A 17,477-nucleotide genomic window follows, 5' to 3' on the forward strand; every position below is an offset into this window, starting at 1 on the left:
CGGCGAGCGATCCGGTTCCGATCGAGCTTCTTGACATGCATGGATCGGTTCCGGTCGGACCGTTCTTTGAAGACCTTGCAGAGAAGGTCATGGACATCAAAGACGTCTGGGAGCTGTTCCCGGGGCGGAGCGCCCGGCCCTGTAATTTTGGTTCCGAAACGGGAACTCGACAGATGGCTTGGGGTAGCGCCTCCCGACGACGCTTGAGCCTTCCTGCTAGGAATGTGGGGAGGACGCCGCCAACTAGCCCCTTAGACTGCACTCTGGCGGCCAGATAGAATCATGCAGATTATACTCTGCTGAACTGGCTTATTTAAGAGTAATGCCAATAGGCCCATCAGGAGATTGAAATGCTTACTCAAGTAACCGTACCTTACTCTCCCGGCTACGACTATGGAAAAGGTGTCGATCTTGCGACGGGTAGTCCGATGGGTCATGTCGTCGATGGCGCATTTTCCGGCGTCGACGATGCAATGGGGTCCATATCTTCATTCGACATACGCCGTATTCACACCACCGCCGAACTCGAAAAGTCGCTGAGCATCAATGTCGAAGCGAGCGGCGGGTGCGGGTGCTTCTCCGCGTCCGGAAGGTTTGACTTCGCCCAAAGTTCCAAGATCCAGAGCAGTTCCCTGTTCCTGCTCATCTCCGCCAAAGTAACGCTGCCCTTTCACGGCATCGACGAACCAAAGCTGAGCGGCTCGGCGGCGGCGATATCGAGCAATCCCGAGCTCTTCCAATCACGCTACGGGAACATGTTCGTGAACGGGGTAGGACGCGGCGGGATGTTCCTGGCCGTCCTGCAGATGGATACAGCCAGTTCCGAGGAGGCCCAAGCCGTTTCGATGGAGTTGTCGGGGTCCTACGGGCTGTTTTCTGCCGACGCCAAGATGAAAATGGCAGAGGCATTTCCATGAAGACGTGCGCACGACCGTCTACCACGAAGGCGGCCCGATCAATCTGATCATGGGGGACGTAACGGATCCCAGCCAGATGTATGGGCTTCTCCAGCAATGGCTGAACGCATTCCAGACCGATCCGAACGCCAATGCCGTTCCTTATTTCGTCACCCTAGCTCCAATCTCCATCGCAGATGGACCGATCCCGCCGAACGCAGCGCAGGTCCGGCAAGCCCAGGATGTTCTGGTTGAGTGCGCGAAGGAGCGCAGCAGCCGGCTAGACCAGATGAACCTGATGGACTTCATTACGCTCAATCCAGGCAAGTTCACCTTCACGGCACCGACAACCCTGCAGATGGTTCAGGAGGCATTCCGTGGTTTCCAAGTCGATATAGACATCATCGCGCAAGCCGCCGCCGCGGCGATCAACGATCCTAAAACAGCGTGCCTGCCGGTTGATTTCGCCGCGAAGCAGACGCCGGCCCGGCGTTTCCCGCAAGGGCTGACGCCCGATCCATTTCCGGAAGGCGCGAAGGGGCTGAAAAGCGTTTATGCAGACAAGGGAAAAATGATGGTCAGCCGCGACGCGTTGTTGAGCGGGATGCGAGAACTAGAGCCAGACGGCCCCGCCAAGACCGGGTTTGATATTGGCGTCGCGATGCCCGGAGCAGACACGCTATGGGGCCCGGGAAAGCAGCTTTTCATGGATGGCCTTGATGCTGACGAGCGCGTTGGCTGCGAGGATTCAGCGTTCTTCATTGTCGCCCGGAATGCGCAACTCGGCCTCGCGACCGTCGGCGCGAAGATCGCGGAGAAGACCTCGACGGATGCCTTTAAGGCTGCCCGCACTGCAGAGCCGCCCGGCATGTACACTCTGGGCTTCGACATCGCCTCGGGCCTCTTCGGCGACGCGAGGCTCGGCGCGCGCGGCCACACCGCACGGGGCCCCGGATCCCTGGGGATCAGGGCAGCCCTCGACCCGAGAGGTCAGCGCGGCTTTGATGCAGCGATGACGCTGTACTCGGTTGCCTGACGACGGGAGCGTCTGATCAACAGGCCAGAGAGCACATTCTCGTTTCACTGCTCAAGCCTGTCAGGCACCGAAAACCACCAGATCGGCCAGCTTGAAGATGCGAGCGCAGGCTTGATTGGAACGGCTGGAGACTCGGCGCCCGTCGGTTCAATGCGTCAAATTTTCGTCTGGACGGGCTGCTGAGCCCAATGGGATCATTTCTGGTTCGGTGAGCGGGATGTGCAGAAACGCACCATCCCGTGATTTTGCCAACTCGCGCCGGGCGTTCGTTATGGCCGGTCGGTTCGCCAACCGAGCCGCGACTCGATGCGGCGCGCACTGATCTTGACCATCGTAATCAAATCCGGGTTCTTTTGCTTCAGCTTCACATCCGGGACGACGATCGAGATCGTGGCACGGCAGGCTCCTTGGTTGTCACGGATGGGAGCCGCAATGCAGGCAACTGAAAAGTCAGATTCACCAGCCTGGATCGACAGGCCCTGCTCCAGTGCTGTGGCGGCCGCCCGAGCGAGCACATCCTCGTCCGTCTCGGCGCGTCCGGTCGGAGATGCGATCGCGGATCGAGCGAAAATGGCGCGGCGTTCGGCTTCCGGCAAATGGCCGACGAGCAGCCGACCCGACGCGGTCCAGTTCAGCGGCGTCCGGGTCCCGACGCGAGATGTAACCTGGAAATGATCTTTGCCCTCTTCCATCGCAAGCACGACCATATGGTCACCGTCACGGCCGCATAGCTGGATCGTCTCTTTCGAACTCTGAGCCAGTTCGTGCATCTCCTGCGTTGCCACGTTGAGCAGGTCCAATGTGCGAGCGTAGGTCAGGCCGTACTGATAGAGCCGCGGACCCAGCCAGAGCAGGCCGCCGTCCTTGCGGTCCAGCAGTTCCTTTTCGACCAGATCGTCGACGATGACGTAGATCGTCGACAGGGGGGCGCCGATGTCGTGCGCAATCTCATATGCAGTTGCTGGCCGCCCCTGCTTTTGCAGATAGTCGAGTATCTGCAGCGCACGGTCGATACCGCTGGTGCGCGAGCGGCGGGGTTCCCGCGGGTCTTCGGCGGGGTTCAGGTGCAGGTCGGGCGCTATCGTGGGCATGGCATTCTCGGTTTTGCGGGCACTGTAAGGCAGCCGGGGCATTTACCACAGCCAGCCTCAATCCGGCCAGTTGAGGATCGCAGCCTCGCGGGCCATGAGACGCTCGTTCCATGGTGTGGCGATGATCGCATTCGACTTGCGCGCGCCATCAAGCTCCTCGGCAAGCCGTGCCGCCACAATGAATTCTTCGTCGGGATGCAAATTGCATGGATCGAGGAAGAAATAGCCGTGCTCGACTTCATGATCGCGGACGACCACCGGCGGATTGCCAGCTGCCAGCCGGTCGGCCAGATCCCAGGCTGTAATGCGCGATTCGGCGGCATTCACCCACACCTTCAAGCGATCGAGCGGATTGCTGGTCGGGTCGGGTACGATAGCGGCGGTGACGCCAGGCCGCCCCTCGAGTGCTTGCGCCCAGCAGTCGAGCGCTCGGCGTTCGCGAGCGCGAATACCCTCATGGTCACGCGTTTTCCAGGCCTGGAGAGCAGCGAGCGCACCGACGATGCCTTCCTTGCCGACCTTCATGCCGCGCCCGATGCCCCGGTTCTGCAAGTAGACGTCGCGCACCCGCGCCTTCGTGCCTGCGACGATACCGGATGTCGGGCCGCCCAGGAATTTGTGACCCGAATACAGCACCAGATCGGCTCCGCTGGCGAGAAAGCCCGCCAGATCGTATTCGGACGCTGCGTCGACGATGACCGGGACCCCGCGTGCACGGGCGGTTTCGACGAACATCTTCAGCGGGATTTGCCCATACTCGACGACATGGTGCGACACGACGTAGATTGCTGCAGCAGTGCGCTCGGTGATAGCGCCTGAGAGCTGATACGCCGAGGCGCTGGTCGCCTGACCGACCGGCACGACCTTGGCGCCGGCGAGACGGATCGCCTGTTCGATCGGTGCGCCGTAGCTGACCATGTGGCCGGACTGGATGACGATCTCGTCTTTCAGTCCAGCGGTATCCGGCAGCCGTTCGATCGCGGCAAGGTCCGGGCCCGTCATGCTGGCCGCCACGGCCAGGCTGATTGCCGCGGAACAGGAGGCGGTGATGAAACCGGCCTCCGCGCCCGTCAATTCGGCGATCACGGCGCTGGCCTTGCGATGCAGATCGGCCATTTCGACAAACTCGGTGAGAATGCCGGACACAGCCTCGACAGCCGTGGGAACGACAATGGAGGCGCCGAGCGAGGTCATCGTGCCTGAGACGTTGATGACGGGCCTGAGGCCCAACTGGCTGCGGATATCTTCGACAGGCATGGTCTTGTGCTCCGACTATTCGATGCGACTAATCAACGGCGATGACGGCTTCAATTTCGACGCTGATCCCTCCCGGCAGTGATCCGTGACCGACCGCAGAGCGGGCATGGGTGCCGCGCTCGCCGAAAACGTCAATGAGCAGGTCCGAGCAGCCGTTGATCACTGCGGGGTGATCGGCGAAATCCGGCGTGGCGTTTACCATGCCGAACAGCTTTACCACACGTCGCACGCGGCACAGATCGCCGAGCGCTGCGTGCATGACGGCAATGAGGTTGACACCGGTCAGCCGCGCATGGGCATAGGCCTGATCCACGGTCACGTCGGCACCGACCTTGCCCGTATAGACCCGGCCGTCGGCCTCACTCGGCCCCTGGCCGGACAGGAACAGCAGCTTGCCCTCCTGCACGTGTGTGACAAAATTGGCGATCGGCGGCGGCGCCTCGGGCAGCGTTATTCCAAGCGCCAAAAGCCGGTCGTAGGGCGTGCTTTCCGGTCGCTTCATGAGCTCGGAAAAAGTCATACACAAACTCCAATCAGATCGTTTTTTGGTTGTGCCGGATGCAGGCCACGTGATGCCCGCCGCCGATATCGTCGACGGGCGGAATGATCCCGGCGCAGGCAGCAATTGCGTTCGGACAGCGGGTGCGGAAGACGCAGCCGGAAGGCGGGTCAATCGGGCTTGGAATGTCACCACGCAAGGCGACGTGAGTGCGTCGGCGGGTCGGGTCGGGCACGGGTGCTGTCGCCAGCAATGCCTTGGTGTATGGGTGCCGCGGCGCGGCGTAGAGAAGACGGCTCGGACCACGCTCCATGACGCGGCCGAGATACATCACCACCACTTCGTCGCAAAGGTATTCGACCACCGAGAGGTCATGCGCGATGAACAGCAGCGTCAGGCCGAGCCGCTTTTGCAACTCACCGAGCAAGTTGAGCACCTGCGCCTGCACCGACACGTCAAGCGCCGAGACCGGCTCGTCGGCGACGACGAATTCCGGCTCGACGGCGAGCGCGCGTGCAATGCCGATGCGCTGGCGCTGGCCGCCGGAGAATTCGTGCGGGTAGCGCGTGGCGTGATCAGGCGACAGGCCGACCAGGGTCAGCAGTTCGGCGACCCTGTCGGCACGTCGCTTGCCTCGCGGAAAGCCGCGCGCGTCGAGTGCCTCGCCGATGATGGCGGCGATGCGCATGCGCGGGTTGAGGCTGGAGAATGGATCCTGGAACACGATCTGCAGCTTTTGCCGATAGCCGCGCATTTCACGTGCGGACAGCGAAAACAGATCGACGCCGTCGAACAGCGCTTTGCCTCTGGTCGGCTCCACCAGCCTGAGGATGGCGCGCCCGGCGGTGGTCTTGCCGGAGCCGGACTCGCCGACCAGCCCGACCGTCGAGCCGCGTCCGACATCGAAGCTGACATCCTCGACAGCATGAACGATGCGGCCATTGCGGGCGGGAAAGTGCTTTGTCAGACCCTGCACGCTGAGCAATGGCGCAGTCGCCGCACGACTTGGTATCACCCCGGCGCTCACAGCTCTGCACTCCTGATGCAACGGGAAGCGCCGTGCAGTCCTGCCGGCATCAATGGCGGCGGTGCCGCGCGACAGGGCGCAATGGCGAAGTCACAGCGCGGCTCGAAGGCGCAACCCGGCGGCAATGCGGTGATCGGCGGCACGCTGCCGGGAATGGAATAGAGCGCCCGGCGCTTGCCGTCGTCACCGATGTCGCGCGCGGCATTGGGCGTGCAGGCCAGCAGCCCTCTCGTGTAGGGATGGCGCTGGTGCGCAAACAGGTGGTTGACCGGTGCCTGCTCGACGACACGGCCGCCGTACATGACGACGACATCATGGGCGATCTCGGCGACGACACCGAGATTGTGGGTGATGAAAAGGATCGACATGCCCATCTCGACCTGCAGGCGACGCAAGAGATCGAGGATCTGCGCCTGGATGGTGACGTCGAGGGCCGTAGTCGGCTCGTCGGCGATCAGCAGCGACGGACTGCAGGCGAGTGCCATGGCGATCATGACGCGCTGGCGCATGCCGCCGGACATCTGGTGCGGATAGTCGTCGAGCCGCGAGACGGCGTCCGGAATCTCGACATGCTTCAGCATGGCGAGCGCACGGCTGCGCGCTTGCTCCCGGGTCACCGGCTCGTGCAGCGCGATCATTTCGCCGATCTGATCGCCGACCGTTAAGAGCGGGTTGAGGCTGGTCATCGGCTCTTGGAAAATCATCGCGATTTCCCGACCGCGGACCTTGCGGAATTCCTTCTGGGTAAATCCGGCGAGGTCGTGGACACGCTCCTGCCGATCGCGGAACAATATCTGGCCGCCGGCGATCCTTCCGGGCCGTGACAGCAGGCCCATGATCGACAGGCTGGTCACCGACTTGCCGGAACCGGATTCTCCGACCACGGCCAGAGTCTTGCCGTGCTTCAGGTCGAAGGTGACGCCATCGACCGCCTTGGCGGTAAGACGGCGGGTCTGAAACCAGGTCCGCAAGTCCCGAACCGACAGGATGACGTCGCTGGCGATCGCGCCGCTCATGATTTCCACCCGCAATGCGGACAGACGTGCACACTGCCCGCAGAACCTTCCGGCGGCAGGTGGCGGTGGGCAATGATCGCCTCGGCACCGAGGATAGCGTGGCGAGGCTCGAACAGCCGGTGCAGCGTACTTGTCGCCCCTTGCGAATCCTTCACGGTGAGCTCGGCGTCGGCGAGGTCGAACAAAGTGAATTCTGCCGGCCTGCCCTTTTCCAGCAGTCCGTCGGCGGGCAACCGGATGGCGCGGCGCGGCGCCGTCGTCGAGGCCGTCACCACATCGTCGAATGCCATGCCGAGCGACAACAGCTTCGACATGGTGGTTGCCATATCCCACACCGCGCCGTCGAGCGAGCGGTTGTGCAGATCGGTCGAGATCGTCTTCGGCGGCAGACCGCGCTCGAGCGCCGCCTTGGCGACATCGAAGGAGAACGAGGCGCCGCCGTGGCCGACATCAAGCACAATGCCGCGCTGCGCCGCATCCTCGGCGAGCCGATAAAGATCGTCGTCCTCGATGATCGAGCCGCCGGCCTTGCCATTGAAGCAATGAGTGACGATGTCGCCTTCGCTCAGCAGGCCGAGAACATCGTCATAGAGTGGCGGCGGCTCACCAACGTGCACCATCAGCGGCAGCTTGAGGATGCGGCTGAGCTTCTTCGCCAGCCGGACCGGCGTCAGGTCCCAGCCGCCGGTAATGACGTGGCTGGCACGCACCTTCAGTCCGACGATGACGTCGCGGTTGGCCTCGACGGTTGCAATGGTGCGGTCGATGTCGATCGAGCGCATGTCGGTCAGCTCGCTGACACGGTTGCAGGCGACGAGACCGATCGAACCTATGTTCAGGAACGCGTATATATTCTCTCGCGCCGGCTCTATAATGAACTCGCGAAAGCCGTGGAAATTGGCTTCGCCGGCTGAGCCGGCATCGACCATCGTGGTGACGCCTCGGGCGGCGCCACATTGCTGCGGCCGCAGCGAAATGTCGGTGCCGCCGTACCAGACATGCACGTGAAGATCGGTCCAGCCGGGCGACAGGAACGCGCCATTGGCGTCAAGCATCGTCACATCCTCGCCGGCGGCAATGGTCGAACCGGTTTCGGCGATACGGCCATCCTTGCCGATCAGCACGTCGATCGTCTGGCCAAACTCGCCGCCGAAGCCGACTGGTTTTGCGCCCCGGATCAACAGCGGCCTTTCGGTTTGGGAAGAGCGATTGCTGAACATCAGATGTCCTTTGCGAGACGAGGGTCGAGAAGATCGCGCAAGCCGTCGCCGACGAGCTGCAGCGACAGCACGGTGATGACGATGGCGCCGCCCGGAAACATCATGATCCAGCCGGCCTGATCCATGTATTGACGGCCGGTGGCGATCATTGTGCCCCAGGTCGGGATGTCGGGCGATATGCCAACGCCGAGGAAGGACAGACCGGCCTCGGCCAGGATGGCGTTGGCGAAGATGAAGGTTGCCTGCACCAGCAATGGAGAGGTGACGTTGCGCAGTACGTGCCGCACCAGGATAATCGGCGTCGGCACGCCGAGTGCGCGGGCCGCCTCGACATAGGGCAGTTCGCGAATGACCAGCGTCGAGGCGCGCACGACGCGTGCGAGCCGCGGCGCATAAACCACGCCGAGGGCGACCACGACATTGACGGCGGTGGCGCCAAGTGCCGCCACGAGTGCAATTGCGAGCAATATGTCGGGAAAAGCCATCATGGCGTCGATCAACCGCGACACCGGCGCGTCGAGCCTTCTGAAGAAGCCGGAAGTCAGTCCCAAAACGACACCGATGATCGAGGCGAAGATCACGACAGCAAAGCCGACCGCCAGCGAAGTGCGCGCGGCGTAGAGCGTGCGGGTAAAGATATCGCGCCCGAGATCGTCGGTGCCGAACAGGTGGTCGAGGCTCGGCGGATGCAGCCGACTGGCAATGGAGAGCTTAGTCGGTGCGTAGGGGGCGATGACCGGCGCGAGGATCGCGGCGAGCACGATGGCGATCAGTACGGCGATGCCCACCGCCGCCGTCGGCCGCGTCATCAGCCGCGAAAGCATATTTGGCTCCGCCTGGAGCGGCACCGAGATAGCGGCCATCAGTAGCGAACCCTCGGATCGACAGCCAGATAGAGCATGTCGATGGCGAAATTGACCAGGACGTACAGCCCGGCAATGACCAGCAGCGCGCCTTGGATAACCGGATAGTCGCGCCGTAACACCGCCGAGACGACCAAGCTGCCGACGCCGGGCAGGCCGAACACCGTCTCGGTCACCACCGCACCGGAAATGAGCAGTGCCGCGGTCAGGCCGATGACGGTGAGGATGGGGATCAAGGCATTTCTGAAGGCATGCTTCAGCACCACACGCCATTCGCTCATGCCTTTGGATCGGGCGGTCCGCACATAGTCGTCATTGAGCACGTCGAGCATCGAGGCACGCGTGAAGCGGGTGATCAGTGCCGAGCTTATGAGACCGAGCGCCAGCGCCGGCAGCACCAGATGGTCAAGCCGGTCGGCAAACGAAGCTCCCGGCCCGCCATAGCCAGATGTGTCGAACCAGCCGAGCTTCACGGCGAAGAACTGAATGAACACAAGGCCGAGCCAGAAGCTCGGCACGCTGGCTGCGAACATGGCAATGGTGGTTGCTGCCTGGTCGAAGATAGAGCCGCGCTTATAGGCCGACAGGATTCCGACCGGCAGCGCGATGAGCGTTGCGATTACCAGGGAGAAGACGGTGAGAAAAAACGTCGGTTCGGCGCGTTGGGCGAGCGCGGTCGTGACCGGCTCGCCGAGGAAGATCGACTGGCCGAAGTCGCCTTGGACGACATCGAGAACGTAGCGCCCGAACTGTTCGAGGATGGAACCGTCGAGCCCGAGCTTGGACCGCAGCGCGGTTATATCGGCGGCGGTGGCGTCTGGACCCAGCATAACTGCCGCCGGATCGCCGGGCGTCACCCGTACGATGACGAACACGATGGTGACGACCAGCGCCATGACGACGATCATGCCGAGAAGTCTGTTGAGGATTGAGTGCAGCATCGGCGTTATAGCATCCCTGAGCAACCATCGAACGGTTTGCTGGGCGCCGGCTTTGTCGGCCGGCACCCGGTCGCCTGTCGTTGAGTGGAGGCGGAAAGCAGGACCGTCTCAGTTGCCTTCCAGATAAGCGTTCCAGAAATAGGGCCATGGCGCCGGCGTCACGGCTTTCAGCTTGGGGGCCTGGGCGGCCAAGGCGTTGAAGTCGCCGACCTTGAACGCTGGAACCTCGTCGTAGATCGCCTTCTGGACATCTGCGAACAGCGCGACGCGCTTGGCCGGATCGGCTTCGGCGTTGAACGCCTCAAGCACCTGGTGCTTGCGATCCGAAACCCACCAACCCGGAGAGGAGTCCGACATTATGCCGGTCAGCGACGGCTCGGGCAGGAACGGACTGTGGCTAATGTAGATGTCCCACAGCGCCGGGTCGGTGCGGTTCTTGGTCAGCGTCGCCCATTCGACCACGTCGAGCTGGACCTGGAAGCCGGCGGCTTTCAGATACTCGGCCGCGACCTGCGCCAGCTTGTAGTGGAACTCGTATTGGCGGCTGGTGAGGATGCGCAAAGGCTTGCCGTCATAGCCGGCTTCCTTCAGCAGCGCCGCAGCCGCCTCAGTGTCGCCATCGGGCTTGTAGGGCTCGGTGCCGGCGTCCGTGTGCCAGGCAAAGCCTTCGGGATACATGTCGCCGTCGGCTGCGAAGAACTCCTTCGATCCGAATGCGGCGAGCAGCATGTCGTTCGGCGCCAGCGCTGCTTGTATCGCCTTGCGGATGCGAATGTCGGAATTCAGCCCCTGCTTGGTATTGAGGACGAATACCGGCCAACCGAACGGCTTCAAGATGACCGGCTGGGTCTTGCCACCCGAGATCTTGTCAAAGGACTCGACCGGCAGCGAGTCAACATAGGCGAACTGGCCGGAGACAGCGCCTTCGACGCGCGTGTTCGCATCGGGAACCGGCACGAAACGGATTTCGTCGAGATACTGTTTTCTGGCGCCACCATAGCCGTTGGGTTCGCCGTCGCGCGACTTGTAGCCGTCGAACCGGGCAAGCTGGATGTACTGGTCCGGCTTGCGTTCCTTCAACATATAGGGGCCGGTACCGACGAAGCTGGTCAGCGGCTCCTGTCCCACGTTTTCGGACGGGATGATGATTGCGGCCGCATTGTTGAGTGAGAGCAGCGACAGAAGTGGCGCGAACGGCTTTTTCAGGGTGAGCTTGACGGTGTGGTCGTCAACGGCGTCGACCGTGGCGATGACTTCGGCTGCCTGCTTGCCGCGCGTGGCAATCTTCATCCAACGCTGCAGCGAAGCGACCACGTCGGCCGAATTCATATCGCTGCCGTCGTGGAACTTAACGCCGGTTCTGAGCGCGATGGTGTAGGTACGGCCATCCGGTGAAATCTGTGGCATTTCGGCGGCCAACAGCGGCGTGATGCCCCAGTCCTTGTCGAAGGTATAGAGCGTCTCGTAGATGTGCTGCGTGACAATGCCAACCAGATCGGCGGTCGAGGCCATCGGATCCAGTGTCGGCGGCTCCCCAATGGTCGCCACATCAATCACTCCACCTCTAGCGGGCTCGGCCCAGGCAGCGCCTGTCGCCGGCAGCATAAGCGCGGCGAGTGAAGCGACGATTTGCAAGAAACGCTTCATCTTGGTTCCCTTCGCTCTGCTCCATAGTAATGGAATTTATATCCTAGTTACGGACGAAGTAAACGCATCCGAATATGATGTCGTCAAGCTTTTTTCGCCCAGAGGACGTCGCGCGGCTGGAGTCGCTGATGATCCTCGTGCGCCAAGGCGTGGCCTCGCCGTAAGGCCTGCATCACGCGATCGCCCAGGCGCCTAGGCCGCGTGGTGGGATATCGGTGGCGGCGCGCTGAACCTGCTGTCTGCCGCCAGCGCACTGCTAAGCAGTCCTGAGCTCGCGCGATCGAACTCAGGTCCATGGAACACCGCCTCACCCGACGACGACTTTACGACCGCGCTGATCCTCGCCGGTTGGTCGCCTGGCAAGTAGCAGGCGACATGGCCACGTCAGTCCATACGATCAAGCTGGCATTAGCGGCTTGACGCGATCGACAATGGCGGCGACCGCTTCCTTCGGGCTCTTGCGACCGAGGACGGCGAGCTGAACCTCCTCGAGAAACGTCGACTGAGCGCGAGCGGCTTCGGGAAAAGCCGGAAAGGCCGGTCGCGCCTTGGCAAGGGCGGCTGCCTCGACCGTCGCCTGTGGCAGCGCCCCGGCGAACGACGGCTCGGCATAGGTCGAAGCGCGGACGGGGCCATTGCCGTTGCGCGCCATGTCGAGTGTGGCGGCCTTGCTCGCTACGAAGCGGATGTAGCTCCAGGAGAGCCTCTTGTCCGCCGAATTGGCGGGAATGGCCATTGCCCAGGATTCGACGACTGGGTGCATTTCCTGACCGGTGCCGAGGGTCTTGGAGCCGGGAAACTCGATCGGCTTGATCTTTCCCGGCGCAGTCGACTGTTCCTTGCTGTTGAGCTGCGCGTAGCGGGCGAAAGGCAGCACCGCGAAGGCAGCGCGTCCCTGCTGCATCCACGTCGCCATGTCGTCGTTGCGCGTTGTGGCGTAGCTGCGGGGAAGCGCCCCGGCCTTGAAGAGGTCGGCGAGCACGGACAGGCCCTTTTCCATCGCCTCCGGATCGGGAACCACCTTGAACTGCTTGTCGATGAAATCACCGCCGAACGCGCGGGCGAACATGACCGGGAAGACGGCGAGGTCGCTCGCAAGGATCATGCCGACGGCCGGCGTACCAGACTTGGAGGTGAAGGTCAGCTTCTTCGCCTGCTCGACCAGCTCCTCCAATGTGTTCGGTGGCGCCGAAATGCCGGCCTCCTGAAGCAGCTCCTCGTTGTAGAAAAGCCCCTGCGTGGCATGGCGCACGGGGATGCCGACGAGCTTGCCGCCGACGGTCATCGATTGGCGCAGGCCCTCGGCGATATCGTCGAAATCGTCGATCGGCTCGGCTTTCTTGAGGTCGTCGAGCGGCTCGAACAGCGAGGCGATCTGCGACGTCATGCGGTTGTCGATGACATAGCCGACGTTGAAATCGGTCTCGCTCAGGCTCGCCTCCCGGAATAACCGGTCCTGGAGCGGATTGCTGTCAAGCGTAGTCCAGGAGATCTGGGCGTTGTTCTTGTCCTCCCAGGGCTTGATGACATTGCCGGCGGCGCCGGTCGTCAGGTTGGCTTGGTGGACGCGATGGCAAAGCACGTTCAGCGTCTTTACCTGGGCATGGGCCAACCGACCCAATGCGCCCGTCGCGCCGGCGGCCATCGCGGTCGTCAGCAGGGCTCTGCGTGTCATGTGCAAAGGCATTGTCTTCCTCCCTTTCTCGGTGACGTCGTCACCCCTTGGTCGCGCCGGCGGTCAATCCGGCGACCAGAAACCGGTTCATCAGGACCACGAAGACGAGAACCGGCAGCAATTGGACGGTAGAGGCCGCAAAGAGCACGCCCCAGTCGACGCCGTCGATCGAACTGATCATCTCCGAAAGGACCAGAGGCGCGGTCTTGGCGTGGTTGGCGGTGAAGATATAGGCGAACAGAAACTCGTTCCACGCGAAGACGACTACGAAGACGGCGACGGCGAGCATGCCGGGCGCTACGAGCGGCAAGATGATCTTGACAAGGATCGTCAGCGGCCGCGCGCCATCGAGGACAGCCGCCTCGTCGAGTTCGCGCGGTACCTGATCGATGAACGTGCGCATCAAGAGCGTGCCGAGCGAGACAAAGAACGTCGCGTAGAGCAGGATCAGCACCAGATGGGTGTCGTTGAGCCCGAGCCGATTGACGACCGGGAACAGTGGCAGCGTCACGACGATCGGCGGGATCAGCCGCGATCCGATCAGAAACATCACCGATCCTTCCAGGAAACGGACGCCCCGATAGCGTGAGTAGGCAAAACCGGCGAGCATACTTGCCATGACGGCAAGCGCCGTCGCCCCGGTGGTGATGATCAGGCTGTTGACGAGCCCGTCGAAAAAGGCCGGCCAGCGCTGCCACAGCGAGGCGTAGTGCTCCAAGGTCGGTTCGAAGAAGAGCTCCGGTGGAACCGCGAAAATCTCGCGACCGGGTTTGAACGACGAGAGCACGATGAAGCCGATCGGAAACAGTGACCAGACGACGATTGCCGCAACAGCGAGCATCTTTCCGGCACCGATGGCGAGACGCCTAGAACGCATTGGCCAGGGATTCCTTGCGCAGCCGCCATACATAGCCAGTCGCAAGCAGCAGCGAGATGACGACCATCATCCACGCCGTCGCGGCCGCCGTGCCGAACGAGTTGTAGCGGAAGCCTTCCTGATAAAGATAAACGGAAACGACCTCGGTCGTGCGTGCCGGGCCGCCCTGGGTCAGGAGCCAGACCTCGGAAAAGAGGCGGAAGGCGAAGATGTAGCGGAAGAGCAGCGCGATGAGCATCGCTGGCGCCAGGAGCGGCAGCGTGATGTTGCGGAAGAGCTGGAACGCATTGGCCCCGTCGGTGCGCCCAGCCTCGTAGAGCTCCTTCGGAACCGCGAGTCGTGCCGCATAGAGGATGATGAATGTGAATGGCAGGTGCAGCCAGATCGTGAGCAGGCCGACGAGGACGAGGCCGTGGGAAGGGATGAACGTCCAGTCGAGCGTCGGCAGACCGGTGTATCGCAGCATTAGCGTGATTGGGCCGACGTCCGGATCGAACAGGAAGCGCCACATTGCGACCGCCGTCACCTCGCTGATGGCGTAGGGAGCGAGCACCACGACGAGCATGACGCGCTGGAGGGGAAGCCCGGAAGCGAAAAGCAGGGCCAGGCCAAGGCCGAGCAGCAGTTCGATGTGAACCGCCACGGCGACGACGAGGACGGTGTTCCAGACCGAACACCAAAAATAGGGATCGGTGAGGACGCGGATGTAGTTATCGAACCCAACGAAGGTTGCCGATTGGCCGAATGACGAGGCTTCGAAACTCAGCCACAGGACGAAGATGGCGGGGAGCACGATGATCCCAAGCACCAGGAGGTGTACGGGCGTCGCATAGAGGTAGGCAGGCGAAAACGCGAAGCGCCGCCTCTTGGTCTCGCCAGCCGCTTCCGCCGTCCCCTCCCCCCTGTGGCCGACGGATGCCTCGGAACCAAATGCCATTGCTCCTCCCTGAGCGGTTGCGCGTCAGCCGTCCCTGGCGGCAAGTGGAACGGTGCCCTCCACCGTTGTCCTGTACATCACCCGGCGATATCCGGGATAATCGTTGATGGCGGTGTGCAGGACATGGGGATTGTTCCACATACCGAGCGTCTTCGGTTCCCAACGCAGCCTGCAGTTGAACTCGGGCCGGACAGCCCGCGCCATCAGGAAGTCGATCATCGGCTTGCTTTCTTCCTCCGTCATCCCCTTGAAATTGGTCATCACGCTGCTGACGAAGACATAGCGCCGGCCAGTCTCGGGGTGGCGACAGATCACAGGATGCTCGACGACGGCATTCTCGATCGCCTCGACATCGGCCTTGACGCCGAGCCGGCTGTGGGCCGCGTTGATGGCGAAGACCCCGCGGCCGCTATGGACGCCCGTCAGGCCTTGCAGGATCTCGACCAGCCGCGGCGAAAGCGAGTCATATGCCTTCTCGAGGCTGGAGAAGCAGGTGTCGCCGCCAACCGGCGGCACCTCCTCACCGTAGAGGATCGTAATGCCCGGCGGCTTCGGTAGCCAGGCGAGGTCCATGTGCCAGTCCTCGCCGATCACCTTGCCCGTGTCGTCCGGCTCGCGCACGAAGCGCACGATATCGTTAAAGCCGTCGATCGGCGTGTGCACCGGATTGCCGCTAAATGGTCCGAACCGGCGGGCGACCTTGTGGACGCCGGCGGCGTCAAGCTCCTGATCGCGCACGGCGAGCGCATGATACTTGTAGAGCGCGCGGCGAACGTCCTGGAAGGCATCCTCGCTCGCGCTCGCCAGATCGATCCCACGAATTTCTGCACCGAGCGCTCCAGTGAAGGGGCTGACCTCGAAACGAGTGAATGCGTCATCGCGCAGCACGTGATCCTCCCTAATACGCGCCTCGTCGCCATCATGGGCTGACTTACCTGCAAGTAAGTAACTTGAAAGCCAAAGGCTGTCAACTCACCCTCGCTTTGATCCACTGGATGTCTAGCCTCGACCCGAGCCCTTCCCCGCATCATGCCAAGCGGCGCGGATGATCGCGGCGAGCGCTGCGAAGGTCCTGGCGACCTCGTCGAAGCTTCCGGTGTCCTGCGTCATTGGTGGACAGGACAGAAGGGTAATGCGCAGCATGTGCACGAGCTCGTCGCTGAGTGTGTGGGAGGAAAGCTCTCCGTCCTTCACCGCCTGGTCTACCGCATGACGCAGGCTCTGATCATAGACCCGGTTGACGCGCTCCAGGGCACGTTCCGCTGGTTCGCCGAGAACCGGGAGGTCGTGGCGAAGGCGCGAAAGCGGGCTCCACATATTGCGGGCTCCCTTCTCAGCATTGAAACGTTCGTAGAAACGGCGCAGATCCTCGAGCTGCATATCGAGACGGTCGAAGAACCGGATATCGGGGGTCGTCCAGAAGCGCTTGATGCGGGCCTCGGCGTTGGCGGCGAAGTCTGCGATCAATTCCTCCATCAGCTGACGCTTGTTGCCGAAGTGATGATGGATGTTGGCGCGCGTCGTGCCGATTGCCGTCGCTATATCGCCGAAGCTGAAACCATCGTGGCCGCGTAGGACATAGAACTCGGCCGCGACCTCTTTGATTCTGGTCCGCGTAGAGTGCGCCTCGTCACCGGGAGATCCTGAAATGTTGGCTCTCATATGCCTTCCGAAATTCATGCCGCTCGCTGCCGCGACGATCACTATGCCGGAACGAGCCGCAACCGCCCACCGACCGGCACCAGACGCGATCAGCGTTGCTATCACAAATTGCCATGCGATGTACCCGTCGTACTAGAGTCTCTTTCTACGCACTGGCGGAACTAATTTGGGCCAGGTGCAGACATTCGCGGTGGGGCGGGTGAGTAGATACGGGAACGCGTATATCGACCTTCAACCTGGTTCGCGCCCTTGACTGATATTACGGGTCAAAAGGGCAATGACCTTGCTGGGGCCACGCCACAAACTCAGGCAGTGGATAGCGGCTGCGCATCGGCTGCGCCGATCACTTCTCTCATCGTCACGATGGTGCGAAACGCCTTCACGTTCGAATCGGCGTGGAAGACTTCCCGCGTGAAGACATCGTACGCCTCCATCCCTGGCAATTGCAGGAGGAGCACGAAATCGGTTTCACCGGTGACATACCAAGCCTGACGAACCTCCGAGCGCCCGCGAAGCTTGCCGATGAAGGCGTCCAACTCGACAGCGCTCTCCCGTTCCAGGGAAACGAGCACATGGATGGTTAGCGGCAGGCCCACGGCCCCCGGGCGAACGACGGCAATGTCTGCTGCGATCACGCCATCCTTCCGCAGCCGGCGCAGGCGGCGCAGAACCGCGCTCTGGGAAAGCCCGACCTGCTCGGCGAGACGCCGCGCCGGGATCTGGTTGTCGCGCTGAACCAGCGACAGCAGCACATAGTCGAAGCGATCGAGGACGGCAGTTTTCGTCATGAGGACAGGCATGTATGACGAAATCAGGCAGGCGAGCAACGATAA

Annotated in this window: 17 protein-coding genes; 2 read left to right on the forward strand and 15 right to left on the reverse strand. The window is 62.4% G+C overall.

Going from position 1 to position 17,477, the window contains the following annotated elements; genetic code table 11:
* The first annotated feature begins 350 nt into the window (after positions 1-350).
* Positions 351-917, forward strand: coding sequence for a hypothetical protein (locus X760_RS51105; protein WP_156948052.1), 567 nt, complete (start codon positions 351-353; stop codon positions 915-917).
* 4 nt (positions 918-921) lie between these two features.
* Entirely contained in the window at positions 922-1,932 is a 1,011-nt protein-coding gene (locus X760_RS51110; protein WP_023718483.1) for a hypothetical protein, read from the forward strand.
* Positions 1,933-2,201: 269 nt separating this feature from the next.
* Here X760_RS51110 and X760_RS51115 read toward each other — a convergent pair whose 3' ends face one another.
* The 15 genes from X760_RS51115 to X760_RS51185 all read right to left on the reverse strand — a co-directional run bounded on the left by X760_RS51115 (position 2,202) and on the right by X760_RS51185 (position 17,432).
* Positions 2,202-3,023 carry an IclR family transcriptional regulator gene (locus X760_RS51115; protein ID WP_023718484.1) on the reverse strand — a complete coding sequence of 274 codons (822 nt, stop codon included), beginning with the start codon at positions 3,021-3,023 and terminating at the stop codon, positions 2,202-2,204.
* A gap of 57 nt (positions 3,024-3,080) precedes the next feature.
* Positions 3,081-4,280 (reverse strand): aminotransferase class V-fold PLP-dependent enzyme, encoded by a 1,200-nt coding sequence (locus X760_RS51120; RefSeq protein WP_023718485.1) that lies wholly within the window; start codon positions 4,278-4,280, stop codon positions 3,081-3,083.
* Between the two features lie 28 nt (positions 4,281-4,308).
* A complete protein-coding gene (locus X760_RS51125; RefSeq protein ID WP_023718486.1) occupies positions 4,309-4,800 on the reverse strand; it encodes a RidA family protein in 492 nt (163 codons plus the stop codon).
* A gap of 13 nt (positions 4,801-4,813) precedes the next feature.
* Complete coding sequence (locus tag X760_RS51130) at positions 4,814-5,806, reverse strand: ABC transporter ATP-binding protein (RefSeq protein WP_023718487.1); 993 nt, start codon at positions 5,804-5,806, stop codon at positions 4,814-4,816.
* Positions 5,803-6,810 carry an ABC transporter ATP-binding protein gene (locus tag X760_RS51135; RefSeq protein ID WP_198030475.1) on the reverse strand — a complete coding sequence of 336 codons (1,008 nt, stop codon included), beginning with the start codon at positions 6,808-6,810 and terminating at the stop codon, positions 5,803-5,805. The genes X760_RS51130 and X760_RS51135 overlap by 4 nt, the downstream gene beginning before the upstream one ends.
* A gap of 8 nt (positions 6,811-6,818) precedes the next feature.
* The gene (locus X760_RS51140; protein ID WP_023718489.1) at positions 6,819-8,042 is read right to left on the reverse strand and encodes an amidohydrolase/deacetylase family metallohydrolase; all 1,224 of its coding nucleotides are present in this window, start codon (positions 8,040-8,042) and stop codon (positions 6,819-6,821) included.
* Positions 8,042-8,905, reverse strand: a complete 864-nt coding sequence (locus tag X760_RS51145) for an ABC transporter permease (protein WP_023718490.1) — start codon at positions 8,903-8,905, stop codon at positions 8,042-8,044. The genes X760_RS51140 and X760_RS51145 overlap by 1 nt, the downstream gene beginning before the upstream one ends.
* A complete protein-coding gene (locus X760_RS51150; RefSeq protein ID WP_023718491.1) occupies positions 8,905-9,846 on the reverse strand; it encodes an ABC transporter permease in 942 nt (313 codons plus the stop codon). The genes X760_RS51145 and X760_RS51150 overlap by 1 nt, the downstream gene beginning before the upstream one ends.
* 108 nt (positions 9,847-9,954) lie before the next feature.
* A complete protein-coding gene (locus tag X760_RS51155; protein WP_023718492.1) occupies positions 9,955-11,493 on the reverse strand; it encodes an ABC transporter substrate-binding protein in 1,539 nt (512 codons plus the stop codon).
* A gap of 397 nt (positions 11,494-11,890) precedes the next feature.
* Positions 11,891-13,180, reverse strand: a complete 1,290-nt coding sequence (locus X760_RS51160) for an extracellular solute-binding protein (protein WP_023718494.1) — start codon at positions 13,178-13,180, stop codon at positions 11,891-11,893.
* Between the two features lie 28 nt (positions 13,181-13,208).
* The gene (locus X760_RS51165; RefSeq protein ID WP_023718495.1) at positions 13,209-14,045 is read right to left on the reverse strand and encodes a carbohydrate ABC transporter permease; all 837 of its coding nucleotides are present in this window, start codon (positions 14,043-14,045) and stop codon (positions 13,209-13,211) included.
* Positions 14,035-14,982, reverse strand: coding sequence for a sugar ABC transporter permease (locus X760_RS51170; protein WP_023718496.1), 948 nt, complete (start codon positions 14,980-14,982; stop codon positions 14,035-14,037). The genes X760_RS51165 and X760_RS51170 overlap by 11 nt, the downstream gene beginning before the upstream one ends.
* A 24-nt stretch (positions 14,983-15,006) precedes the next feature.
* The gene (locus X760_RS51175; RefSeq protein ID WP_023718497.1) at positions 15,007-15,870 is read right to left on the reverse strand and encodes a TauD/TfdA family dioxygenase; all 864 of its coding nucleotides are present in this window, start codon (positions 15,868-15,870) and stop codon (positions 15,007-15,009) included.
* A 111-nt stretch (positions 15,871-15,981) separates the two neighbouring features.
* A complete protein-coding gene (locus X760_RS51180) occupies positions 15,982-16,644 on the reverse strand; it encodes a TetR/AcrR family transcriptional regulator (RefSeq protein ID WP_198030474.1) in 663 nt (220 codons plus the stop codon).
* 305 nt (positions 16,645-16,949) lie between these two features.
* The gene (locus X760_RS51185; protein ID WP_023718499.1) at positions 16,950-17,432 is read right to left on the reverse strand and encodes an Lrp/AsnC family transcriptional regulator; all 483 of its coding nucleotides are present in this window, start codon (positions 17,430-17,432) and stop codon (positions 16,950-16,952) included.
* Between the last annotated feature and the right edge of the window lie 45 nt (positions 17,433-17,477).

Source organism: Mesorhizobium sp. LSHC420B00 (assembly GCF_000503055.1).
Lineage (GTDB): Bacteria > Pseudomonadota > Alphaproteobacteria > Rhizobiales > Rhizobiaceae > Mesorhizobium.